Here is a 24,221-nt window from a genome sequence, read left to right as displayed (position 1 = left end):
GTCAACTTGGCTCCTATTCCTACGTCCCGCGACTCGTTCGCGGGATCCAGTATTTGATTCAGAATCACTGGATTCCAGGTAAACCGAAGTCAAGAGTTTTTTCATGCGTAGGCTTTGAGGTGTCTTCGATACTGGCTTGAATTGCATAGCAAGAGATGCTGAAATCTATGCATTTTGAATTGACCGGGTTGAAAGGCCGGCATGATGTTTTGCACTTTCTACGCCTGGTTGATCAAAAGCATTAATATTCCAGATGATGCTTTGAGTAAAAATTTTGTGTTCATACATGGCTACCAGGGCGCCGAGGGTGAAGGGGGTCATTTGTTCCAGGCGAATATGGTTTAAGGGGACATTGCCTGGAATAAAGCCATTTGGATGCAAGGGCTCTCTGACTCCTGCTGTTAAAATGTTCATCTTAGCTTTTGCCAGTTGATTGATCAGTTCATCAGCATAACTATCGAGCGTTATAAAGTCTGCGGTGATCTTATGGGTTCCCTGGCACAGTAATTGATAATAACTGTGTTGCGCCTGGTTTCCTGGGCCGCCCCAGATGATAGGACCTGTGGCGTAATTCACGGCATTGCCCTGATTATCGATTGATTTGCCGTTGCTTTCCATATCGAGCTGCTGGATGTAGGGAACAAATTTGTCAAGTGGTTTGGCGTAAGTCAGGATAAGATGATTATGGATAGATAAAAAATTATTGTTCCATACCCCAAGAAGCGCGAGCATCACCGGCAAATTTTTTTTCAATTCGCTTTCTTTAAAATGTAAATCCATTTGATGAGCGCCTTGTAATATTTGCTGGAAATGTTCAAAGCCTATGGCAATGGCAGAAATTAAATTAATAGCTGAGCAAAAAGAATAACGGCCTCCTACCCAGTCCCAAATTGGCAATATGTTTTTAAAGCCAAACTCAAGCGCTTTTTCAATTTTGGCAGTAACAGCGATAAAATGGGTATCAAGATGTTGGTTGCCAACCCAGGCGATTGCCTTACGGGCATTGTACAGGGTTTCCCGGGTAGTAAAAGATTTGGATGAGACGATAAACAGGGTGGTATCCGGTTGCAGTCTTTTGGCAACAGAGGCAAATGCCATGGGTTCTGCATCAGAAATGAAATGGTAGCCCAATTCTTGCGATGCATATTGATGCAAGGCTTCAATACAGAACCTGGGACCAAGATCAGAGCCGCCGATGCCGATGTTGACTATATCAGTAATCGCTTTACCAGAGTAGCCCAGCCATTGCTTATTGCGGATCATTGATGCTATGGTTTGCATTTTTGCCTGAGCTGCCATAACATCTTCTGTCACATTACGGTTATCGAGCTGGATATGAGTGGAGCCAGGCGAGCGCAATGCGGTATGCAACGCAGGCCTGTTCTCGCTGTGATTGACTTTATCACCCCGCATCAGTGCATGGATTTTATCAGCTAACTGGCAGCTTTCAGCCAGATCAAATAACAGTTTTAATGTGGCGGGCGTAATACGTTGTTTTGTGTAATCCAGGTGAATTTGGCATGCAGAAAGATAGGCTGTATCGTCCTTAAGCGCGCTTTCGCTTTGTTGATAAAAAAAATCTGCAGCATGTGTTTTTAAGGCACTCCAGATTTGCTGCCTGACAAGTTGATTCATATTTGATAATGCTTGCTTTTTGTGACTTAAGATAGCATTAAAGCACAAAGTAATAAAGAAATTCACTTCGGGATTTCATCGAACTCTGCCCCCTCAATGGCGTTGACAGTTTATTTGGGATTTTTAGATGCTATACGTATTGATTGCTTTATTCCTTGCTGCCTTGTCCTGGATTTTGACCTGGCGTATACGCAGTTTTTCTTTAGCGCGAAGCATCATTGATATCCCTAATCACCGCAGTTCCCATCAGGTACCAACTCCACGTGGAGGCGGTTTGGCTTTTGTTTTTTCTTTTTTGCTGATAATTCCTTTTTTATTTTATTATTCAGAACTGTCTTTGACACAAAACGCCAGTATATTGATTGCCAGCCTATTCATTGCAGCTATTGGGTTTGCTGATGATTTGGGACATGTATCCGCAGCATCCCGGCTTATCGTCCATTTTATAGCAAGCGTCATTGTCCTATATGGTCTGGGCGGTATGGCAGCTGTTGGTTTTTATTCCTGGATAATGCCTATGGGATTGACGGCTAATTTCCTTGCTGCTTTCTATCTGGTCTGGATGATTAATCTATACAACTTCATGGATGGGGTAGATGCCCTTGCGGCGGTTGAGGCGCTAAGCGTTTGTTTGGGAGGAGCTTTATTATATGTCTTAAGCGGAAATCATACTTTGGCTATTCTTCCTTTATTTCTCGCAGCTTCTGTATGCGGTTTTTTATGGTGGAATTTTCCGCCCGCCCGTATTTTTATGGGAGACTGCGGAAGCGGATTTTTGGGGTTGGTGATTGGATTTTTTTCCCTGCAGGCAGCTTTGGTCAATGCTTCCTTATTTTGGGCCTGGATTATCCTGCTTGGAGTATTCATAGTCGATGCAACCGGAACATTATTGCTAAGGCTCATGCAAGGATATAAACTGACCGATGCCCATTGCACTCATGCTTATCAAAAAGCGTCCAGATGTTATGGCCATTTTCGGGTTTCTTTCGCTGTCTTACTTATTAACCTTATTTGGTTGCTTCCTATTGCCCTGCTTGTTGGGCAAGGGTATATCGATGGCTTGATAGGAATCGCAATTGCCTATTTACCGTTGTTTTGCTTGCTTTTTAAATTTAAGGCTGGCAAGAAAATTGCTTTATTATTAGAAAAATGAATTTTTAATACATATAATTAAAATATAGATTAAATTTTAATCAATCTAGTTAAAAAAATATAAAATAACTTTGCGGCGACAGCCATTTTCAGCAATCTGCAAAATTGATTTTATGTTTAAAAATTAGGCTAACATTGATGAACTCTTAATATTGCGTTAAGAAATATTCTGTACAATGGGAGTCGATCAATTGAGTTGATTGTTATTTAGTCATTATGATGCTGCCAAGAGCACCCATGGAAGCGTTCTATGGAAATACGGCGGCAATTTGTTAGGGAGATTTTTATTATGTTGATTTTAACTCGCCGCATCGGTGAAACATTAATCATCGGTGATGATGTAAACATCACTGTTTTGGGTGTAAAAGGCAATCAGGTACGTTTAGGCATCAATGCGCCGAAAGATGTTTCTGTTCACCGTGAAGAAATTTATCTTCGTATTCAGCAGGAAAAACAAGGCAGTGATACAGAAGAAGTAGTTTAACTCCGAATTTTAATCACAGTCTTTCCGTTCCTGGCAAAATAGATGTCAGGAACGCAGCCTTAAAAGCTCATTGTCGTATCTCCGCTCGTTAAGTAAAGCATTTCTCCTTTGTCACTCATGAGCATCAGTTGCCCCAATTCATTTACACCCATGGCTATGCCTGAAACTGAATCAGAGTGGTGATGAACCATAACTGATTGATTTTTCAGATAATCCAGATCATTCCATTCTTCAAGAAAAGCTTTAAAACCAAGCAAGGAAAAGCGTTGCAGATATTCTTGCAAGCTCAATATGAGTTTAGCGATAATGACATTTCGATTCTGGCGAATAGAAGTGATATCATACAAAGAGCACCAGGGTTTATCGAGCATTTTATCCAGAATCCCGGTTGAATTGACATTCAGGCCAATCCCAATCACGACATCGGTTTCGCCATGACTTTCCGCACTGATTTCAATCAGGCAACCGCTTAATTTCCGATTCTGCCATAATAAATCATTGGGCCACTTAATTTGAATATCTGTATGGAAATTTAAGGATTTGAGGGCCGAATGGACAGCAAGGCTGACAACCAGGCTTAAGCCTGAGAGCTGCAGCGGGTCGCAGGAAAAGTGCCAGCGGCTGGAACAATATATATTGTCGCCAAATGGGGAGAGCCATTGCCTGCCAAAGCGGCCTCGGCCGTCAGTCTGCATTTCCGCGCAGCAGACATGGATAAAGCGGTCTTTGGGAAGATTTTTTAAAAAACGGTTGGTGGAGTCAATGGATGCAAAAAGATGGAAACATAAATCCTTGGCAATAGAAGTTGACTTTAAATTTGCAAGGATATGTTGCTCGTCAAGCAGCATCACGGGAGCTCTTAACTGATACCCTTTTTGGGGCCGAGACTCAATTGGCACGCCCATGTCTGAAAGTTGCCTGATTTGTTTCCAAACAGCCGTCCGCGTAATGCCCAGGGCCTGGCCTATTTCTTCGCCGCTTTTACATTCGCCCCTGGCAAGCTCGTTTAGGATTTTGATTTGTTTATCGTTAAATTGTTTCATACATCATTCTGTGAGCAGATTGGTAACATCTTTAATCTCGAAATGGCGAAAAGAGTTTATTTCGGGATTATAGCAAAGTGCGGCGCAACAGCTGATTTGGGGTACAAAAGAGGTGATTTTCCATGTTGTCTTCGTCAAAGGGTCAATAATTAAATTGTCCGCAGGCGGCAAGGCAGGAACAGTTATCTTTCGCGTTGGGTAACTTAGCCCCAGACCGCAGGCTTTAATAAAGGCTTCTTTCTGTGTCCAAATATGAAAAAAACAAAGCGGTTTTAAAGCAGGTTGTAAGCTCTTTAGTGTTTGGTTTTCCTGTTCCGAAAAAAGATGGCTGCCAATCCCTTCATAAGGGCGGGCAGAAAAAAATTCCAAATCAATCCCTAAAGGAAATTCCTTGCCAACTGCCAGCAGGGCTAAATCGGCAGAATGGCTCAAATTAAACTGGATAAAAGGAATATGTGCTAAATCTGGTTTGCCATGTTCATTAAAAACAAATTCAAGCTGTGCTGCATCAAGTTTTACATAGCGCGCAAGTATCAGCCTCAGCATAACTCGGGCTGCAATGAAGCGGCGTCGATGCTTTGGAAAATAAAAACGCCCGGCGCGCCCCATTTCTTCTTGATTCAGTATGCTTGGCGCTTCGTTAAAGACTTGGCGCAGGGAGAAACGCCAAATATCGATGCATTGCCTGGACAGGGATAGTTCCTGTTTAGTAAAAGGTTGGAAAGCGGATATATTCATGTCTATTAAATGAGTACACTTCTGGCAACGTTGCATGGTTACAGTTATACTTCGCAGAGCTACCATTGTAACCTATGAACCTAAACGAGTAATCAATGAGCCGACAATTTTTAGATTTTGAACAGCCAATTGAAGAATTGAACCAAAAAATTGAAGCGCTGCGCATGGTGGGCAGTGATACGGAAGTCAATTTAAGCGAAGAAATTACGCGGCTTGAAGCAAAATGCGAAGAGCTGATGAAGCACATCTTTGCTCACCTTGAGCCCTGGCAGATTGCGCAAATGGCAAGGCACCCCTTGCGCCCGCAAACCACAGATTATATTGAACATCTTTTTACTGATTTTCAGGAGCTTCATGGTGACAGGCATTATTCATCAGCACCAGCGATTATCGGAGGCCTTGCTCGTTTTCATAATGAGCCTGTCGTTGTTTTGGGTCACCAGAAGGGCAAGCGAACGAAAGAAAAGGTTTACCGTAATTTCGGCATGGCGCGCCCTGAAGAATACCGCAAAGCTTTACGTTTGATGAAGCTTGCTGAGAAGTTCAAGTTGCCGGTATTTACATTTATTGATACCGCTGGCGCCTATCCAGGAATTGGCGCTGAAGAGCGGAATCAATCCGAAGCCATTGCGCGCAACTTAATGGAAATGTCTATCCTCAAAACTCCTGTTATATGTGTGGTGACTGGCGAGGCGGGATCAGGCGGCGCTTTGGCCATCGGAGTTGGAGATCGCATCATCATGCTGCAATACGCTATTTATTCAGTGATTTCACCTGAAGGTTGCGCCTCTATTCTCTGGAAAGATCCCGCAAAAGCAAGTGAGGCGGCGCGGGCAATGGGGATTACAGCAGACAAAATTTTGGAAAATGGTTTGATTGACAGGGTAGTTGAGGAACCTCTGGGCGGCGCTCACCGTAATTTAGAGGAAATGATGATACGGTTAAATGCTGTGTTAAGCGATGAGTTACGGGAATTAAAATCAATGCCTGTTGATGTTTTGCTGGCCGAACGTTATAAAAAATTCATGGCAATGGGGGCTTGTGATTGAATCCTTGCTGACTGAGCACTGGCTTGGACTGCTGGCGCAATTTCGACGGCTAATCGTCGCTTTCAGCGGGGGTCTTGACTCTACAGTGCTGCTGCACAGTCTTCTTATTGAGCCTCTGCTGCATAAAAAACTGATTGCTGTCCATATCAATCATGGGCTAAGCCCCAATGCAGATAAATGGCAGTCCCATTGTCGGAATTTCACAAAAGAGCATGGTGTTTCTTTTGTTGCCAGAAGAGTTCAGGTTGATTTAACAGCCAATGTTGAAGAGCATGCACGGATTGAGCGTTATCGCGCTTTCGGTCAGATCATCCAGAAAGATGACTGCCTGCTGCTTGGTCATCATGCCAATGATCAGGCAGAAACGCTGCTGTTGCAGCTGTTTCGCGGCGCGGGTATCGATGGGCTTTCTGCCATGGTTTCATTTAAGGCGTTTCACTCAGGGATGATGGCTAGACCTTTTTTGAATTATCCAAGAGAGAAGCTTCATCAATATGCAATCGAGCATCAGCTGGACTGGATAGATGATGAAAGCAATTTAAGTCTTGCCTATTCCCGCAATTATCTGCGCCATTGCATTTTTCCCCTGCTCAGAAATAAATGGCCAGGAGTGGATGCCAATTTAGTCCGGGCAGCCAAGCATTGTCAGGAAGCCAAAGAAAATCTCGCGGATTTGGCAATTCTTGATTGCAGCGAATTAGCAAGAGCAAACAACTGCTTGCCTCTTTTGCCGTTACGCAATTTGCCAAGGCGCCGCTTAAATAACGTGCTACGTACCTGGCTTAAATTAAACCAGGTTCAAATGCCAACCACGATGAGTTTGAATCGCATCGTGGATGAGGTCATTGCCGCAAAAGTGGATGCTTCTCCGGCAGTAGCGTGGGAAGGTACAGTCATCAAGCGCTACCAGGGCTGTCTTTATATCCTGTCAGAGATGCCCGGAACGCACTTGCCGGAGCTTGCCTGGAAAAATTTTCCAGAACCTTTAAGTTTGGGAGAAGGCAGAGTTTTGCAGGTGTTTCCGGCGAAACAAGGGTTAAACATTCCCGAAAATGCCCGCTTATCCGTCCGTTACCGTCAGGGTGGAGAACATATTTTTTGGCGGGGGCAAACAAAAAGTCTCAAAAAATTATTGCAACAATGGCAGGTGCCGCCGTGGTTTCGCCAAACAATTCCTCTGCTTTACGTCAATAATGAGCTGGCGGCAGTGGTTGGTTACGCAATAAGCGATCATTTCTACGGTAAACATGAAGCTTTTGAAGTAAAACTGACTCATAATTCTTGAAAGTATGAGGTTAACCCGGAATATCGCTCAACATCCATCAAACGGATGTTTTTTACAATTTTAGATACAAATTTCATCAGATAATATGTTTTGTGTATAATCAAAACGTAAAAAAATAGAAATAGAATTTGAGCCTTTCATGTCGCAGCCCTTAATCAATATAACACGTAAACAGGCATTTATTTTTGCTGCTTTTTTAGTTTTCTATGAATTTCTGACCTATATCGCTAACGACATGATTATGCCTGGCATGATCCAGGTGGTGAAGACGCTGAATGGTCCTGAATCTGCCGTTGCGTCATCCCTGACGTTCTACATTCTTGGCGGAGCGAGCCTTCAGCTGTTTTTAGGCCCGCTCTCAGATTATTACGGACGAAGGCCGGTCATGCTTTCCGGCGCAGCTTTATTTCTCATCTGTACTGTTTTTATCGCTTCTTCGCAATCCATGGAACAATTTCTCATGGCCCGTTTCTTTCAAGGAATGGGGCTTTGTTTTATTGGTGTTGTGGGTTATGCGACGCTGCAAGAAATTTTTGCAGAAATGGACGCTATTCGATTGATTGCAATCATGGCCAATGTGTCGATTTTAGCGCCGCTCCTGGGTCCGCTGCTTGGAGCGGTATTCATCCATTATTTCAGCTGGCGCTTGATTTTTGTATTTATAGGTCTTGGCGCATTGATTGCGTTATGGGGGCTCTACCGGCATATGCCGGAGCCTGTGGGGCAAATGAAAACAGACGGGGAAGAAATCAAGCGTGTCCCATTATCGCCAAAAGTCATTGCAGCAAACTATAAGAATTTATTGTTAAATCGGGCCTTTTTGTTCGGTTCCATAGCACTTGGTGTTCTGGGATTGCCTTGTGTTGCCTGGATAGCGCTGGCTCCAGTCATGCTGATTGCGGATGCAAAATTGTCAGTTATTGAATACGGCCTATGGCAAATTCCGGTATTTGGGGCTGCCATCCTTGGCAACTGGTTTTTGCAAAAATTAACCAAACATTACTCATCCCGAATGATTTTATTCCTTGGGTCAATGATTGTGGCTGTCAGTTTATTGTTAGCGCTTCTTTTGCCCCTGCTTCTCGCAAACCATTTCTTATGGCTCATGCCCGGGTTGATTTTTTATTTTTTTGGTTTGGGGATTACAAATGCGCCGCTGGATCGAATTATTCTTTTTTCTACCCCAATAGCAAAGGGAACAGCATCGGCGCTGATGACGCTTATTGCCATGTTCATCCAGGCACTCGGCATAGAGGGAATGAACGTATTATATACTTCTCGCCAATATACTCTTTTTGGCCTCTGCTGTGGGTTATTGGCTTTAGTTTACCTTATGCTCTTGGGAATCGCTTTTTTAACTGTCATAAGGCCTGGTTCAGGTAAGTCTCTTAAGGTTTTATTTGGACAACAAACACCCTAACTGTTTCAATAACAGCATGCTATTCTCCGCATTGTCGGCTTCGTTTTGGCGTGATTTTATTTATTTGTGCCGGCAAATAAATTATACAGCCACGCAAGAATAAGCCCGCAAATAAACGCATCAACAAAGCCGATAATTCCGCCAATGATACTGCCTAAAATAGAAGCATCATAACCGATGTATAATGTTCCCATGGAGCTTACAAATACTTCTCCATAAGCGAAAAAATAAGCAAATAACCCCATCAATAAAATGGATATGCCCCAAAAAATTCCAAGAGCCAATCCAAAAGCCAGGGGGCTGATTCTGCAGCTTTTCATGACACCCTCCGTATTTTTATCTATAGTTAAATTATAGTCTCATATGGTTTATCCCGCTTAAAGCGCGCCTCTTTCAATGAATTGAATTTTTTGCTCAATTGGTAAGCAAAAATACTGGCAAATAAAACTAAAATCCGTATGATCAAAGGCTGATAGAGGTCATATGATTGAGTTGTTTAGGAGTGTCTATGGTTATTGCAGGGGTAGATGAAGTTGGCCGGGGGCCCCTGGCTGGCCCTGTCATTACAGCTGCAGTTATACTGGACGAACCGATTGATGGAATTAAGGATTCAAAGTTGCTAACGGCCGTCAAACGCCAGGAATTAGCTCTGGAGATTAAGAAAAAGGCCATATGTTTTGCCTTCGGTCGCGCGGAAGTCGAGGAAATCGATCGCTTAAACATTCATTATGCCACATTGCTGGCCATGCAAAGAGCAATTGAAGCATTGTCTGTAGTTCCCGATAAAATTTTAATCGATGGGGCCTTCCGACCCAAGGTGTCTATACCTTGCTATGCCATTGTCAAGGGTGATTCCTTCATCGCCGAGATCAGCGCTGCCTCAATTTTAGCCAAAGTGGAGCGTGACGAAGAAATGATAAGAATGGATAGTCTTTATCCTGGCTATGGTTTTAAAGACCACAAAGGCTATGCGACGGTTGCGCATCAGGAAGCGCTCTGCAAGCTTGGGCCTTGTGCTATTCACCGTAAAAAATTTAATCTGGTTTCCGAGCTTGCGGAGCGCTTGATATCTTAAGGCGTAACCAGGATTAGACGAAGTTTTAATCCAAAGGATTTGCAAACCATATGCCGACTGGCGTGATAGTCAATTTCCTGTATGAAGCTTTGTTCTGAAAGGCTGCTTTGTGAAAAATTCAAGGCTCGCGCAGGTTATCAAAGAGTATTCTGTGTGTGCTGATGGACATCAGTATTCCAAAAGAAGCAAGAAAGGTAACCATCGCAGTACCTCCATAGCTGATTAAAGGCAAGGGTATGCCTACTACCGGCAATATTCCCATGACCATCCCCATGTTGACAAATGCAGAAATAAAAAAAGTCATGGAAAGGCTTGCAGCAAGCAACCGCGTAAATCCCGTTTGTGCCTGTCTTGCAATGCGTAATCCTTGCAGGGAAATTAAGGCAATTAATATAATAATAATCACAGAGCCCACAAATCCAAATTCTTCGCCGCTGACAGCAAATATAAAATCGGTCGCATGCTCGGGTAAAAAGTTAAGATGGGATTGGCTGCCTTCTAACCAACCTTTCCCAAAAGCGCCGCCTGAACCGATTGCAATTTTTGACTGAATAATATGATAACCCGCACCAAGAGGATCACTTTCAGGATTTAAAAAAGTGATGATTCGCTGTTTTTGATAATCGTGCAGCATATGCCAAAGCAATGGAGCAGTAAAGCCGAGAGCAAGTATAAGGAATAAAATAATTCGTGTTTGAATGCCTGCTAAAAAAATAACGCTGATGCCTGCAGCTATAACCATTAATGCCGTACCCAAATCTGGCTGTTTGGCAATGAGCAGGGCGGGTGAGAAAATAATGACTGCACTGACCAGCAATGTTTTTATGTCCACAGGCCAGGGTTTGCGATCAAAATACCAGGCTGCCATCATGGGCACGGCAAGTTTCATGATCTCTGAAGGCTGAAAACGAAAAAAGCCAAGCTCTAGCCATCGTTGGGCACCCTTGCCGATTTTGCCTATGATCATGACGGCAATGAGTAGCGTGAGCCCAATCCCAAATATCCATGGAGCCCAAAGCTTATATTTGTGGGGAGGAATCATCGCAAAAACGAACATAACCGCAAAAGCCAAACCAAGGCGCATGCCTTGACGAACCAGCATACCGGCATTCTGATTGGAGGCGCTATAAAGAATGACAAGGCCGACGATAATCAGAAGAATTAGCAACCCGGCTAGAACAAAATCAATATGGAGTGATTTTGGTGTAAAACGATAAATAGGTCGGGAGTTATGCATGTTCATGAGTTTTGGTTTTTTTTGTCAGGTTAAAATAAGCATCCATTACTTTTCTGGCAATATTAGGCGCGATAAAGTCATTTTCTACCAGGACCGCAATGGCAATTTCAGGTTTTTCTACCGGCGCAAACGCGATAAATAAAGAGTGATCACGTAATGCTTCAGGTATTTCATGATATTTCTTTTTTTCGTATTGGCTGCCGCTGAATACTTGCGCTGTTCCTGTTTTAGCGGCAACGGTGTAATTGGTATTTCGGCCAAAACGATGACCTGTGCCTTCGTTACTGGAGACCACGTTTTGCATGGCATCAATCACTATATCCCAATAATTTTCATCCTTTAAACGAACCGGGTACTCTTCAAGTGGTGCGTATTTGTCAGTTTTCCCACCGTCAAAAGTGATTCGATCCAGTAAATGAGGTCGAAACCTGCGGCCATGCAGGCTCAGTCCAGCAGCCGCATTTGCAAGCTGAAGCGGGGAAGCCAGCATAAAACCTTGCCCGATAGCTGTAATCAAGGTGTCCCCGGGATACCAGGAAACGCCTTTACTCCTCTTTTTCCAGGCAGGGCTTGGCACAATTCCAGAGGCTTCTTCATGAAGATCTATGTGTGTCAGCTGCCCAAAGCCAAACTGAACAAGCATGTCTTCAATGGCAGATATGCCAAGCTGATTGCCAAGATGGTAAAAATAAGTATCGCAAGATACCGTAATCGCTTTTTTGAGGTTTATCGCACCATGCCCGATACGTTTCCAGTCCCGATACTTGTGGCTCACTCCCGGCAGGCGAAACCAGCCTGGATCATATATTTTAGTAAAGGGAGTAATAACTCCCTTATTTAAACCCGCCAAAGTAATAAATGGTTTTACCGTGGAAGCGGGCGGATATAGGCCTCTGACTGCGCGATTGTATAAGGGCCTATCCTGCGCGTTGGTTAATTGTTGATACTCATTGCTGCTGATGCCAGTCACAAAATGATTTGGATCATAACTGGGCGTGCTTACCATTGCTAACACCTCGCCCTGCTCCGCGCTCATGACAACAACAGCGCCTCGTTTATTTTGCATGGCCTGAAATGCGGCCTGCTGCAGTCTGGAGTCAATGGTAAGGTGCAATTTGGCGCCGGATATTGGAGCCTGCTTGCTGATTGTACGGAGAATCCGGCCGCTTACGTCAGTTTCAACCTGTTGATAGCCTACCTGACCATGCAAAATCGGTTCATAGAATTTTTCTATGCCTGTCTTGCCTATAAAATTCGTGGCCCGGTAATTAATGCCGCTCACAGTTTTCAATTCCTGTGCGTTAATGCGGCCAACATAACCCAGAAAATGTGCCGTGGCTTCCCCCAACGGGTAATGCCGCATCAGTCTTGCCTTAATGCTGACTCCGGGGAAAAGATGCTGGTTGCTCGCAAAAATCGCTACTTCTTCCTGGGTTAATCTTAATTTAAAGGGGATAGGGAGGTAAGAGCGGTTCTGTTTAAGTGCGTGATTGAAACTGTCAATATCATCATTTGTAATAGACGGGAGTAATTCTTTTAATCTCTGGAGGGTCTTTTTCATATTTTTTACATGCTCGGGAACAATCTCCAATGCATAGACCGGTATATTATCAGCCAATATCACGCCATTCCTGTCGAGTATAATTCCTCTTGGCGGAGCAATAGGGATGATACTCATCTGATTTTTTAAGGATAAGGTTGCAAACCTTTTATATTGGGAAAATTGTAAATAACCCAGCCGTAAAATTAAAATCATGGACAGCATGATAAGCAGAGCAACCAGCAAACTGAGTCTAAAGCTTTGCAAGCGGGTTTGTAGCTGCTTATTTTTGAAGGAATTATTTAAATACATCACAGACTAAATTATCAAATCTTGTCGCGTATAACCTGCTTTTATGGAGAATTTCAGGTTTTTTATTTGAAAATAATCATTATACAGGGTGCGAGACCGTCTGGACAGAACCGAGGTTAAATGATTATTTATGATAAGGATGGTTATTTATGATGCATAAGGCCCGATAAATTGCTTCGAGAAAAACTATTCTGACTAAGGGGTGAGGCAGAGTAAGCCTGGATAAGGACCAACGTTCTTGGCAATGTTTTAGAAGCTTGCTTGATAAGCCCTCAGGCCCGCCAATCAGAAAACATAAATGACTGTTGATCTGTTGCAAGCGTTCAAGCTTTTTTGCCAGCTCCTCGCTGGTAAATGCTTCTCCCTTCAGATCAAGGGCAATCAGGTATGAACCAGCGGGGATAGCCTGTTCAATTAATGCGCTTTCTTTTTCCATGATTCGTGCAAGATCGGCTGACTTGCTGCGGCGCAAAAGTGGAATTTCGATGATGGAGAGAGTTATGCTGTCACGCAGCCTTTTGGAAAATTCAAAAACCGCATCCTCAACCCAGGAAGGCATCTTATGGCCAAGCGCAATTAATGAGATTTTCAACATAATTCAGGTAAAGTTAATATGAGTCCCAGAAAATTTATCTGGCTCACAGGACAAAAATATATGTTACCGACATCAACTCGCTGTATTCCGCTGATTGTTAGTTTTTTTTGTCTCAAGCCAGGTCTATTAAAGCAGTGCAGCATTAGTCCTGCCACAATCCTTCCAAATTATAAAAAGCGCGGATTTCAGGTTGTAACACATGAACAACAATATCGCCAAAATCAATTAACGCCCAATCGCCGCTATCCAATCCTGTAGAACTAAGCGCCGGTACTCCCTGAGCCTTCATATTTTCCAATAAGTGTTCGGCAATGGATTTAACGTGCCTTGAAGAACGGCCGGAACAGATAATCATATAGTCGGTGATAGTTGTTTGTTTTCTGACATCCAGGGTGATGGTGTCAATAGCCTGTATGTCTTCTAAACATGAAATAACTTGATTAAGGATAGGGTGATTTTCGGTCATAAGTCAGAAACAATGGTTTAAAAGCGGTGGATGATAGCAGTATTTTTTTTTTAGCACAAAAAAATTGAAAAATAACCCAGGGTAAACGCATCTAATTTTTGAACATTATTAAGGTTTCTTTTGCCCACGTGCCGTGCTTTATGCACGGCATCCAGACGATCTTGAATAATTGTCGAAACTGGATTCCGCGCATAAAACGCGGAAAGTAGACATCTTGAATCGACAATGTGCATTTAGATGCGTTACCCTGAAAAATAACCAGGCCAAGATTATATTGCCAATTCTCATGGAGAAGTGACTTGATCATAGGTTAAATGAAAAGGCGATAATTCAGCGCAAATGCTTTTTACGCAAGAAATTCATGAGAGTTGGATTTATCAAGCCTGAATTTTGTGACTGAGGCTGGTTTTGTTTTCGTCGGATCAGACTGATTTGTCATGAGCCGGCGAATAGTAAAATTCAAGAAAACACACAATGCGGTTGCGGCAATTAATATATAAAGCAGGACGGTAAAAGTCTCGGCATAATGGCTTTTTAGAGCGATTACGCTGATGCTGCTTAATTCTTTTTTTGAAATTGCGGTTATTGCGGCCAATTTACCGGATAAAAACCCTCCAAGCCCAAGGGATACAAAGAAAATACCCATCATGGTGCTCACTTTTTTGTTGCTTGAAAGTATTGTGATAGCAGACAATCCAACAGGGGAGAGGAGTAATTCGGCTAAAGAAATCATGAGATAGGCGGGAATAAAAAATAGGGGAGACAATAAAGACAGGTTGTCATTAAGATGGCTAACAAGAGTAATAACGGCATAAGCCGCTATCATGCATATCATAGAAGCTAAAAATTTATTGCCTACCCGAATGCTATGTTGGGCAAGGGATATTTTCTTGATTTTGCGCCCCAAAAAAAGGCCAAAGAGGATCATGCCAAAGCTCTGGACGGCCACATAATAGGGAGGGGGAAATGGCATCCCAAATAAAGTTGGCTGCACGACCCGCTTTAAAAAAAGAGTAAGCGATAAAAACATTTGAAAATAAAATGCCCAAAACATAATGGATATCAGGCATAAAATTCCAATAACCAACGTCTGGCGGGACTGCATCCCGCGTTCTTCTTTTACGGTCAATATCAAATAGGCTAATGAGAGTAAGCCAATTACACTAAAGAGGGCATCAGCAATACCCGGCTGATTAAGCGTCCAGTATGAGCCGTAACACACAAGCACAATCAAAAGTAAAGCCAATACTATATTCTTAAATTGAAATTGAAACGGTGTATAGTCTTTAATATGGTAACGATAAACGCCATAGCAAAAAACAAAAACGGCCAGTATCATCCCAAAGGCAGCGCTTAAAAAAGAAACTGACCATCCGAATGTGGACTGGATGTAGCTTGGGAAAGTTGTTCCCAAAATGATGCCTGTTGTGATGCCCATGTAGAAAATTGTAAAGCCGCGCTCGCGATTGGGAGATTCCACTAAGTATTCATTCCCTAAAAGCGAGGAGATATTTGGCTTTAACAAACCTGTTCCAACGGCAATGCAGGCCAGGGAGAAAGTCAGTCCTGTTTTAGAATCTAAAAGCCCGAGTGAGAGATAACTAAAAAAAAGAAAAAAAGCCCCAAGTAGAATAGTTCGCTTTTGCCCTAAAAGATGATCAGCAATCCAGCCGCCAAATACAGGAGAGAGGTATGTAAGCGCGGTAAATGAACCGACTAAAGGATATACCCGGCTGTCATCCCATTTGAAATGCATTACAAGATATAGGGCGAGCAATGTTTGAACGACGTAAAAACCATATCGTTCCCACATTTCCGTTGCAAAAAAAATTTTTAATGAAGGGGGATGGGGGGCATGTTTTTGCACTTGGTTATCAGGCTGGTTAACACTGCCTGCAGTTTAACATAGCGAAGATTATTTTTACATACTCCAAGTACTGTCTCAAAGCGGCTTTCCTGCTGCCCCCAAGATATGACAAAAAAATGTTAACCGGCATGTAAATCACCTCCTGGGTGAATTGCATAAGGAACTCTGAATAGGGCACTATATAACAGTTTTTTTAAGCCGCAGCAGTTATGAAAGGATTTTGATATGTCAAAGCAATTTGTATTGACTCCGGGCAGTGTAACGCTTAAAGAGTTAAAAGATGCCGTATGGACTGGTTTGCCCTGCCGTCTTAATGAGACCTGTTTTTCCAATATTTCTGCCTCAGTTGCAACTATTCAACATATTATTGATAAAGAAATAACAGTTTATGGCATCAATACGGGGTTTGGCTCGCTGGCCAGTGAAAGAATTTCCACTGATAATTTAAAAAAACTGCAGCGTAACATCGTGCTTTCTCATGCTTGCGGCAGCGGGAAATTGCTTGATGATGATGTTGTGGCCATGATCCTCTTATTGAAGATCAATAATCTTGCCCAAGGTTATTCCGGAGTTCGTCGCGAATTAATTGATGCCTTTATCGCGCTTTATAATGCGTCTGTCTATCCCTGTATACCCGAAAAAGGATCAGTAGGCGCTTCCGGGGATCTGGCGCCGCTTGCCCATCTGTCCCTGCCTTTGCTTGGTGAAGGCGAGGTTCGTTATGAGGGAAAGATACTGTCTGCTAAGAAGGGATTGGAAATAGCAGGCATTAAACCCTTTGATCTGGCGCCGAAAGAAGGATTGGCTTTGCTTAATGGGTTGCAGGTTTCAACAGCCCTTTGTCTTAAGGCCTTTTTCCTCTGCGAATGGTTATTTGAAGCTGCGGTGCTGGCAGGAAGTCTTACTGTGGATGCGGCATGCGCAAGCGATGTCCCTTTTGATGATCGCATACATAAGGTACGCGGCCATGAGGCTCAGCGGCGGGTGGCTGCTATGTATAAGGAACTTTTGGCAGGAAGTGCTATTCGGGAGTCGCATCGCGATTGCTCGCGCGTCCAAGATCCTTATTCCCTGAGGTGTCAGCCGCAAATAATGGGCGCTGTGCTCCATCAGATGGAATTTGTTGGCCAAACTTTGCAGGTGGAGGTAAATGCGGTTTCTGATAATCCTTTGGTTTTTGCTGAAACAAATGATGTTTTGTCCGGCGGAAATTTCCATGGCGAAATCATTGCCATGGCTGCAGATAATTTAGCTTTAGCAATCGCTGAAATGGGAGCTAATTCAGAGCGGCGTACGGCTTTACTGATTGATAAACACTATAGCGGATTACCTCCTTTTCTTGTCAAAGACAGTGGTTTGAATTCAGGCTTTATGATTGCCCATGTTACTGCTGCATCCTGTGCCAGCGATAACAAGGCCAAGGCCCATCCTCACTCAGTAGACAGTTTGCCCACTTCAGCCAATCAGGAGGATATTGTTTCCATGGCCACCAATGCTGCCTTGCGCTTGCACGATATGATTGATAATACGGCAACCATTCTTGCCATTGAGCTTTTGGCTGCTTGCCAGGGGCTTGAATTTCGCGCACCAGACACCACATCCCCAAAACTGCAAAAAGTATATGAGAAAGTGCGCACTTTTGTTGAGCCTTATATCACGGATCGTTATTTTGCCCCGGATATTGCCATGATTAAACAGCAGATATTAATGGGGGGTTTTGCTGTTGATAACCTTGCAGATTAGCCGTTTTCTTGCCTTTAATCATGAAAGAATGAACAAATTGATGATAATTGATTTATGACTGTAGATATATTTACTGACGGCGCATGCAAAGGCAATCCTGGTCCAGGCGGATGGGGAGCATTGCTGCGCTACAATGGACATGAAAAACTCTTGCATGGGGCGGAGCGGCTGACCACGAACAATCGCATGGAATTAACTGCAGCCATACAAGCGCTCTCTGCATTAAAGCGCCCATGTCTTGTGAATTTATATACTGATTCCCAATATTTGCGTCAAGGGATGACGAGTTGGCTTGCGCAATGGAAAAAAAAAGGCTGGCTTAATTCAAGAAAAGAACCGGTAAAAAATGCTGATCTATGGCGCCAGTTGGATGAATTGGCCCAAAAGCATCAAATTCACTGGCACTGGATAAAAGGTCACAGTGGCCATCCGGAAAATGAACTGGTCGATGCGCTTGCAAACCAGGCCATAGCAGCCCTGGCAAATGAATGATGCTGGGATTTATCCATTTTTGATTAAGTTATTTCCTAAGAATGAGGACATATCCAAGATGCGACAAATTGTATTAGATACTGAAACGACCGGCATTGGTTTTGAAAATGGCCATCGGGTAATTGAAATTGGCTGCGTAGAGATGATAGACAGGAAAATAACGAACCGTCATTTTCATGTCTACCTCAATCCTGAAAGGGCAGTCGATGAGGGCGCGTTCAGGGTTCATGGAATCAGTACCGAATTTTTACAAGATAAGCCCTTCTTCAAAGATATACTGTCTGATTTTCTTGAATTTGTCGATGATGCGGAATTGATTATTCATAATGCACCTTTTGATGTTGGCTTTTTAAATGCCGAACTGCGTCTTGCAAATTGGCCTAAACCCATACAAAAACACTGCCGCATTTTCGACACGCTGGAATATGCAAGAAAAAAGCATCCTGGTCAGAGAAATAGTCTTGACGCTTTATGCAAACGGTACGACATAGATAATTCCAACCGCCAATTGCATGGCGCTTTGCTTGATGCTGAAATTTTAGCCTGGGTTTATTTAGCCATGACAGGCGGCCAGGCCAGTTTATTTGTAGAGGAACAGTCAACAGCCATCATCGTAGAAAAAAATCAAAAACAAGACTTTGTTGCTTTAAACAGCGCAACCCCGGTCATTTTTGCAAATGAAGAAGAGCTTGCAAGACATCATGAATTCATTGAATTCATGATTCAAGACTCAGGGATTAACCTATGGGAAGAAAAATCGACATAGCAGGTTATTTCATCGAATTTGGCGCCAAAATGCAGGAAATTGATCTCCATGTCGCTTGATTTACCCTCTATCCAAGCTGTTCACGTTTGAAAAACTCTCCGCCCTTAAATACAGTATTTGATATTAATAATTAAACAAACAAGTTTAAATAACTTTAATATGTAAAATTATTGTACTATTATTTTAAGACAATAGTACAAGATACAGGATAAGTCATGGAAGAAAAGCGTCTATCCAGCCATCCATTGATTGTCCCTTTCATTATCGGCGCAGGTTTATTTCTTCATTCAAATTTGTTGCAGGCAAATACAATCCAAGGCAAGGATATTTTCCTTGCTAAACCAATTGGTCTATTGGCAGTCAATACTTTTATTTATAATCCAAAAACGTTGCGCTGGAAAGCTGTTAAAAACGGGCGAGTAATCAGAACGGGAAGAGGTTCAGGGGGTAGAAGTTACTGTCCGGATGTCAAGCGCTCATGCAGAACGCCTACCGGCACTTACCGAATTATCAGCAAACGTGGGCCAAGCTGCCGTTCCAGCCGCTATCCGGTAGGAAGAGGTGGCGCGCCCATGCCTTATTGCATGTTTTTCAGCAAATACTATGCCATCCACGGTTCTCCTGATGTGCCAAACTACAACGCAAGCCACGGGTGCATCCGGGTCAAACCCCATGATGCCCGCTGGCTTCATCAGAATTTTTTACACATCGGTTCAAAAGTAGTGGTCCAACCCTATTGAGAAGAAGCTGATTTGCTTTCGAACAGCGATTCTATGCGAGGGATTCATCATCCTCATCACCTATGCTGAAAGAAGAGCCGCACCCGCAGGTGGTTTTAGCATTGGGGTTGCGGATGACAAATTGTTCACCCTGAATATTTTGGATGTAATCAATTTCAGCGTTTTGCAGATATTGATAGCTCATCGAATCTATCAGTAATTTTACTGAGTTTTGGCCGTTAGAACAGTGTTGTTCAATAACTGTGTCGTCATCCTGAATCGTTTCGTCAAAGGTGAATCCGTATTGAAAACCAGAGCATCCGCCACCTGTGATGTACACGCGCAAATGCAAATTAGGATTTTCTTCCTCTGCAATAAGCGCGGCAACCTTATCTGCGGCGCTGACTGAAAAATAAACACCGGTTTCTGAATTGGATGAAAAATTGACCTGGGTCATGTCGACTCCATATATAAAAAAGATGAATGGTTCAAAACTTGCGATACATAAGTATATTATACATGATTACCGTATGATTTGTTCAATTGTAGCACCGCCTAAACACTGGTTTTTATCATAGAAAACAATGTATTGTCCGGGAGTAATGGCTCTCTGCGGCGTTGAAAACATGACGTAATGCTCATCGCCATCAGCAGGCGACACCACGCAGGCCTGTTCAGATTGGCGATAACGCGTTTTCGCATAACAGGTTAAAGGCATCTGGCAGTCAGATTGAGTTAGCCAATGCACAGGCCCACAGATGAGGCCTTGCGCATACAACATCGGGTGCTGGCTGCCCTGGGCTACTATCAAGCTATTGCTGCTGATATCCTTGTCCACCACATACCAGGGTTCATCATTGCCTTCTCGGAGGCCGCCTATACCTAACCCCTGGCGTTGTCCTAAGGTAAAAAACATCAAACCATCATGCTTGCCAATGGTTTCTCCCAGGGTAGTTTTTATTGGCCCGGGTTTGGCAAGCATGTATTCATTTAAAAAAGACTTGAATCGTTTTTCGCCGATAAAACAAATTCCTGTGGAGTCTTTTTTATCATGGTTGATCAAATTTAATTTTTTTGCAAAATCACGAACTTCTGATTTTAGATAATCCCCGACAGGAAAGAGGGTTTTACCCAATGCTTCAGTATCAACAGCATGGAGAAAATAGGTTTGATCTTTTTCCCGATCTTTTGCCTTGAACAACTGGCCATGCCCGTTTTTAACCTGTACGCGCGCATAATGTCCTGTCGCAATCAGATCCGCGCCTAATGACATGGCGTGGTTTAAAAAGGCATTAAATTTAATTTCTTTATTGCAAAGCACATCAGGATTGGGTGTTCGGCCTTTTTCGTATTCATTGAGAAAATGATTAAAGACGCGTTGATAGTATTCGTTTGAAAAATTCACGCTATGGAGCGGGATCTGCAATTGTTCGCACACCGCGCGCGCATCGTTCAAATCCTGGGCGGCAGCACAATAACCATCCTTGTCATCCATTTCCCAGTTCTTCATGAATAAACCTTCTACCTGGTAGCCTTGCTCGAGAAGCAACCAGGCTGCAATGGAAGAGTCAACTCCTCCTGACATGCCGACTATGACTTTTTGACTCATATGAATTAAGTATAATATTAAAATGTATAAAATTTAGTTATTTTACGCTATACTTAACATGGATACAAATACGGTTTTCTTTTGCAAGACAACTTTTTAAAGCTGTTATTGCGAATTTTGTTTCGCAATTCAGAGAGTTTTTTGCAACTTGAAAACAGGTCTTTTTTATTATTTTGTTTATTATGAAAATTTGTTTGAAAACTCAGGCCTTAAGCCGGGAAACAGTGAATGTTACTGCTGATATCATGGAACGGATGCCTGTGCACGTATGTGCCCCGTGTCGCTTAAGCTGCTCTTTTGAGGTCCATAAACAGGACAGCTATTATTTGTTGTTCATGGATACCAAAGGCACGCTAAGCATCACGTGCCAACGCTGCGCTCATCCATTTGAGTATGAATATCATCATAAGACTGAACTTGCGGTCTGTGATTCTGATTCCACGGCTGAAAGGCTGATGGAACAATTCGATTGCATGGTGATCGAAAATACGCAGATTAATTTACTGGATATTCTAACAGACGATCTGCATTTGTTCTTACCTGAAAAGCACGAGGATATTCAGCACTGCCACACAGAAATCAGGGAATATCTTAAGGCTTGATATCCGGGGTTTTAAGCTGCAACATGGACTCTGCCTGATTTATGATTTAAAATCTACCAATTTTAAATACTTTACGAAGAATTTATTCTGCAATACTTGGATTGCAAAAAAAAAATGGGTAATATTTCGACCTTATGAAAACAAATTGTTTAGGAGTAATACAATGGCTGTTCAACAAAATAAAAAATCGCGCTCTCGCCGAGATATGCGCCGTTCACATGATGCACTAAAAAAACCTACCCTTTCTGTGGACCCAACAACCGGTGAGACTCATCTTCGCCACCATATCACTCCGGACGGTTATTACCGCGGCCGTAAAGTTCTTGATACTGAAAATGCCTACGAACTAGATGAAGAGTAATGCCTTTGAACACCATTACCATTGCTGTTGATGCGATGGGGGGGGATCATGGCTTGAATGTCGTGATCCCGGCTTGCATCCGCGCTATTAAAAACAACCCTGATCTCAAGTTAATATTAGTCGGCGATCACGATAAGATTGACAAATATTTAAAGAAAGAGAACATGGCATCCAGCCGGCAATTTTCTATTGTCCATGCTTCAGAAGTTGTCTCTATGGACGAATTACCTTCGCATGCCTTGCGTAACAAGAAAGATTCTTCCATGCGCGTGGCTCTTAATCTGATCAAAGACGGCAAAGCTCAAGCTTGCGTCAGTGCTGGAAATACCGGGGCATTAATGGCTACGGCCAGATTTGTGTTAAAAACACTGCCAGGAATTGACAGGCCCGCAATTATTACGGAACTTCCCACTGTAAAAGGCAAGACCCGGGTTATCGATCTTGGCGCCAATGTCGATTCATGCGCTGAGCATCTCTTCCAGTTTGCCATTATGGGGTCTGCCTTGATTCAGGCGTTGGATAATAAACCAAAGCCAAAAATTGGTTTGTTAAATATCGGGGTTGAAGAAATCAAAGGAAACGATCAGGTCAAGCGCACCGCTCATATGCTTGCTGAATGCAGCGTGATGAATTACATCGGTTATGTTGAAGGAGATCAATTTTATACCGGTGATGTGGATTTGGTCGTTTGTGATGGTTTTGTCGGTAATGCCGCTTTGAAAGCCAGCGAGGGCCTTGCAAAATTAATGCTTTCTCTTCTTAAAGAATCCTTCACACGAAACTGGATGGCTAAATTAGCCGGTTTTGTTGCATTTCCAGCTTTATCACACCTTAAAAAACGCATGGATCCTGCCCGATATAATGGCGCGAGCATGCTTGGCTTAAATGGGATCGTCGTTAAAAGTCACGGCGGCGCTAACGAGTTGGCATTTCAGCATGCAATCGAAGAAGCGGTGTTGCAGGTTAAGAATAATGTGGTTGATTTGGTGCGCGTCCAAATCACGAACTTCATCAATCAAGGTTTGTTGTTATGAAGAATGCGGTAATCAGCGGTACCGGAAGTTATTTACCGGAACGAGAGCTCACCAACAAAGAATTGGAAACCATGTTGGATACCAGCGATGAATGGATATTGACGCGTACAGGAATCAGCAGCAGGCATATTGCAGCAGCGCATGAAACCACTTCTTTCATGGCAGGCAAGGCTGCTAAGCAAGCCCTTGAGTCATCAGGACTTGCTGCCGATGAAATTGATTTAATTGTCGTTGCAACCTGTACTCCTGACCATTTTTTTCCAAGCATGGCCTGTCACGTGCAACATGCATTGCAGATTACCCGACCAATCCCTGCATTTGATATCGGTGCTGCCTGTAGCGGTTTTGTATACGCAATGGATCTGGCCAGGCAATACATCAGCGCCGGCAATGCAAGGCATGTTCTGGTTGTTGGCAGCGAAAGCATGTCCCGTGCCGTAGATTGGAATGACAGGTCAACCTGCGTTTTGTTCGGTGACGGGGCAGGCGCTTTGGTACTCAGCGCTAAAGAAGAGCAGGGGATAATCGGCAGTGTCTTGCATTCATCCTATGATGAGGGAAGCCTTCTTACCTATGCTACCCATAATTCAGATGGTTCAAGACCATTGATAGGGATGCGCGGCAATGAGGTTTTTAAAATCGCAGTTAATATCATGGGTGAAATTGTTGATGAAGTGTTAGAGCAAAGTAACCTGCAAAAGTCTGATATTAAATGGCTGGTTCCGCATCAGGCAAATATCCGTATCATTCAGGCAATTGCCAAAAAATTGTCGCTCCCGATGTCGCAGGTGATTGTGACGATCAAACATCAGGGCAACACTTCTGCAGCATCGATTCCCCTGGCGTTGGATTATTCAATCCGGGAAAAGCGCATCAAACGCGGCGATTTATTGCTTCTGGAATCGTTTGGTGGCGGCATGACTTGGGGCGCCATGGTAATACGCTATTGAAATCTTTGGGTTACAGATTCTGCATGGCAATATGAACAATAACTGAG

The 24,221-nt window shown here is 43.2% G+C and carries 25 protein-coding genes; 14 read left to right on the top strand and 11 right to left on the bottom strand.

Translation table 11 applies throughout. The features are described from left to right. Positions 1–165: 165 nt before the first annotated feature. Positions 166–1,635: a glucose-6-phosphate isomerase gene (pgi, locus tag Llon_RS07970; RefSeq protein WP_058529544.1), complete on the bottom strand. Its 1,470-nt coding sequence runs from the start codon at positions 1,633–1,635 to the stop codon at positions 166–168. A 127-nt stretch (positions 1,636–1,762) separates the two neighbouring features. On the opposite strand from pgi, the gene Llon_RS07965 reads away from it, so the two are divergent. Both Llon_RS07965 and csrA read left to right on the top strand, forming a co-directional pair. After that, a complete protein-coding gene (locus Llon_RS07965; protein WP_058529543.1) occupies positions 1,763–2,788 on the top strand; it encodes an MraY family glycosyltransferase in 1,026 nt (341 codons plus the stop codon). Positions 2,789–3,076: 288 nt separating this feature from the next. Beyond that, the gene (gene csrA / locus Llon_RS07960; RefSeq protein ID WP_058529628.1) at positions 3,077–3,271 is read left to right on the top strand and encodes a carbon storage regulator CsrA; all 195 of its coding nucleotides are present in this window, start codon (positions 3,077–3,079) and stop codon (positions 3,269–3,271) included. A 59-nt stretch (positions 3,272–3,330) separates the two neighbouring features. Here the strand turns inward: csrA and Llon_RS07955 are convergent, their stop codons facing one another. Both Llon_RS07955 and Llon_RS07950 read right to left on the bottom strand, forming a co-directional pair. Next, the gene (locus Llon_RS07955) at positions 3,331–4,314 is read right to left on the bottom strand and encodes a biotin--[acetyl-CoA-carboxylase] ligase (protein ID WP_058529542.1); all 984 of its coding nucleotides are present in this window, start codon (positions 4,312–4,314) and stop codon (positions 3,331–3,333) included. 3 nt (positions 4,315–4,317) lie between these two features. Further along, on the bottom strand, positions 4,318–5,052 hold the full coding sequence (locus tag Llon_RS07950) for a 4'-phosphopantetheinyl transferase family protein (protein ID WP_058529541.1): 735 nt from the start codon (positions 5,050–5,052) through the stop codon (positions 4,318–4,320). A 95-nt stretch (positions 5,053–5,147) separates the two neighbouring features. Between Llon_RS07950 and Llon_RS07945 the strand changes: the two genes are divergently transcribed. From Llon_RS07945 to Llon_RS07935, 3 genes are all read left to right on the top strand, one after another. Beyond that, positions 5,148–6,101, top strand: coding sequence for an acetyl-CoA carboxylase carboxyltransferase subunit alpha (locus Llon_RS07945; protein ID WP_058529540.1), 954 nt, complete (start codon positions 5,148–5,150; stop codon positions 6,099–6,101). Then, positions 6,046–7,386, top strand: coding sequence for a tRNA lysidine(34) synthetase TilS (gene tilS, locus Llon_RS07940; protein WP_058529539.1), 1,341 nt, complete (start codon positions 6,046–6,048; stop codon positions 7,384–7,386). The genes Llon_RS07945 and tilS overlap by 56 nt, the downstream gene beginning before the upstream one ends. A gap of 139 nt (positions 7,387–7,525) precedes the next feature. After that, on the top strand, positions 7,526–8,806 hold the full coding sequence (locus tag Llon_RS07935) for an MdfA family multidrug efflux MFS transporter (RefSeq protein WP_065238301.1): 1,281 nt from the start codon (positions 7,526–7,528) through the stop codon (positions 8,804–8,806). Positions 8,807–8,862: 56 nt separating this feature from the next. Here the strand turns inward: Llon_RS07935 and Llon_RS07930 are convergent, their stop codons facing one another. Then, positions 8,863–9,126 (bottom strand): bacteriophage holin, encoded by a 264-nt coding sequence (locus Llon_RS07930; RefSeq protein WP_058529538.1) that lies wholly within the window; start codon positions 9,124–9,126, stop codon positions 8,863–8,865. 188 nt (positions 9,127–9,314) lie between these two features. Here Llon_RS07930 and rnhB point away from each other — a divergent pair, with 188 nt between their 5' ends. Then, positions 9,315–9,881, top strand: a complete 567-nt coding sequence (rnhB, locus tag Llon_RS07925) for a ribonuclease HII (RefSeq protein WP_058529537.1) — start codon at positions 9,315–9,317, stop codon at positions 9,879–9,881. 118 nt (positions 9,882–9,999) lie between these two features. Here the strand turns inward: rnhB and rodA are convergent, their stop codons facing one another. From rodA to Llon_RS07895, 5 genes are all read right to left on the bottom strand, one after another. Further along, positions 10,000–11,124 carry a rod shape-determining protein RodA gene (gene rodA, locus Llon_RS07920; protein WP_058529536.1) on the bottom strand — a complete coding sequence of 375 codons (1,125 nt, stop codon included), beginning with the start codon at positions 11,122–11,124 and terminating at the stop codon, positions 10,000–10,002. Then, entirely contained in the window at positions 11,111–12,970 is a 1,860-nt protein-coding gene (mrdA, locus tag Llon_RS07915) for a penicillin-binding protein 2 (protein ID WP_058529535.1), read from the bottom strand. The genes rodA and mrdA overlap by 14 nt, the downstream gene beginning before the upstream one ends. 124 nt (positions 12,971–13,094) lie before the next feature. After that, complete coding sequence (rlmH, locus tag Llon_RS07910) at positions 13,095–13,565, bottom strand: 23S rRNA (pseudouridine(1915)-N(3))-methyltransferase RlmH (RefSeq protein WP_058529534.1); 471 nt, start codon at positions 13,563–13,565, stop codon at positions 13,095–13,097. A 142-nt stretch (positions 13,566–13,707) separates the two neighbouring features. Next, positions 13,708–14,031 carry a ribosome silencing factor gene (rsfS, locus tag Llon_RS07905; RefSeq protein ID WP_058529533.1) on the bottom strand — a complete coding sequence of 108 codons (324 nt, stop codon included), beginning with the start codon at positions 14,029–14,031 and terminating at the stop codon, positions 13,708–13,710. Positions 14,032–14,377: 346 nt separating this feature from the next. After that, positions 14,378–15,898 (bottom strand): peptide MFS transporter, encoded by a 1,521-nt coding sequence (locus Llon_RS07895; RefSeq protein WP_065238300.1) that lies wholly within the window; start codon positions 15,896–15,898, stop codon positions 14,378–14,380. A 225-nt stretch (positions 15,899–16,123) separates the two neighbouring features. Here Llon_RS07895 and hutH point away from each other — a divergent pair, with 225 nt between their 5' ends. The 4 genes from hutH to Llon_RS07875 all read left to right on the top strand — a co-directional run bounded on the left by hutH (position 16,124) and on the right by Llon_RS07875 (position 19,639). Next, complete coding sequence (gene hutH / locus Llon_RS07890; protein ID WP_058529531.1) at positions 16,124–17,641, top strand: histidine ammonia-lyase; 1,518 nt, start codon at positions 16,124–16,126, stop codon at positions 17,639–17,641. A gap of 54 nt (positions 17,642–17,695) precedes the next feature. After that, positions 17,696–18,133 (top strand): ribonuclease HI, encoded by a 438-nt coding sequence (gene rnhA / locus Llon_RS07885; protein ID WP_058529530.1) that lies wholly within the window; start codon positions 17,696–17,698, stop codon positions 18,131–18,133. A gap of 58 nt (positions 18,134–18,191) precedes the next feature. Beyond that, a complete protein-coding gene (dnaQ, locus tag Llon_RS07880) occupies positions 18,192–18,899 on the top strand; it encodes a DNA polymerase III subunit epsilon (protein WP_058529627.1) in 708 nt (235 codons plus the stop codon). A 215-nt stretch (positions 18,900–19,114) separates the two neighbouring features. Continuing rightward, positions 19,115–19,639 (top strand): L,D-transpeptidase, encoded by a 525-nt coding sequence (locus tag Llon_RS07875; protein ID WP_083503296.1) that lies wholly within the window; start codon positions 19,115–19,117, stop codon positions 19,637–19,639. 31 nt (positions 19,640–19,670) lie between these two features. On the opposite strand, the gene erpA is transcribed toward Llon_RS07875, so the two are convergent. Together erpA and mnmA are read right to left on the bottom strand one after the other, a co-directional pair. Continuing rightward, complete coding sequence (erpA, locus tag Llon_RS07870; protein ID WP_058529529.1) at positions 19,671–20,075, bottom strand: iron-sulfur cluster insertion protein ErpA; 405 nt, start codon at positions 20,073–20,075, stop codon at positions 19,671–19,673. Between the two features lie 66 nt (positions 20,076–20,141). After that, positions 20,142–21,227, bottom strand: a complete 1,086-nt coding sequence (mnmA, locus tag Llon_RS07865; RefSeq protein WP_058529528.1) for a tRNA 2-thiouridine(34) synthase MnmA — start codon at positions 21,225–21,227, stop codon at positions 20,142–20,144. Between the two features lie 194 nt (positions 21,228–21,421). Here mnmA and Llon_RS07860 point away from each other — a divergent pair, with 194 nt between their 5' ends. From Llon_RS07860 to Llon_RS07845, 4 genes are all read left to right on the top strand, one after another. Next, on the top strand, positions 21,422–21,829 hold the full coding sequence (locus tag Llon_RS07860; protein WP_162261950.1) for a YceD family protein: 408 nt from the start codon (positions 21,422–21,424) through the stop codon (positions 21,827–21,829). Between the two features lie 163 nt (positions 21,830–21,992). Further along, a complete protein-coding gene (rpmF, locus tag Llon_RS07855; RefSeq protein WP_058529526.1) occupies positions 21,993–22,190 on the top strand; it encodes a 50S ribosomal protein L32 in 198 nt (65 codons plus the stop codon). 5 nt (positions 22,191–22,195) lie between these two features. Further along, positions 22,196–23,224 carry a phosphate acyltransferase PlsX gene (gene plsX / locus Llon_RS07850; protein WP_115336914.1) on the top strand — a complete coding sequence of 343 codons (1,029 nt, stop codon included), beginning with the start codon at positions 22,196–22,198 and terminating at the stop codon, positions 23,222–23,224. Beyond that, positions 23,221–24,174 (top strand): beta-ketoacyl-ACP synthase III, encoded by a 954-nt coding sequence (locus Llon_RS07845; protein WP_058529524.1) that lies wholly within the window; start codon positions 23,221–23,223, stop codon positions 24,172–24,174. Before plsX ends, Llon_RS07845 begins: the two co-directional genes overlap by 4 nt. The last annotated feature ends 47 nt before the right edge of the window (positions 24,175–24,221 follow it).

The sequence above is a fragment of the Legionella londiniensis genome, assembly GCF_001467825.1.
In the GTDB taxonomy this organism is placed as follows: Bacteria; Pseudomonadota; Gammaproteobacteria; order Legionellales; family Legionellaceae; genus Legionella_A; species Legionella_A londiniensis.
This window is presented reverse-complemented; position numbering and strand designations above follow the sequence as displayed.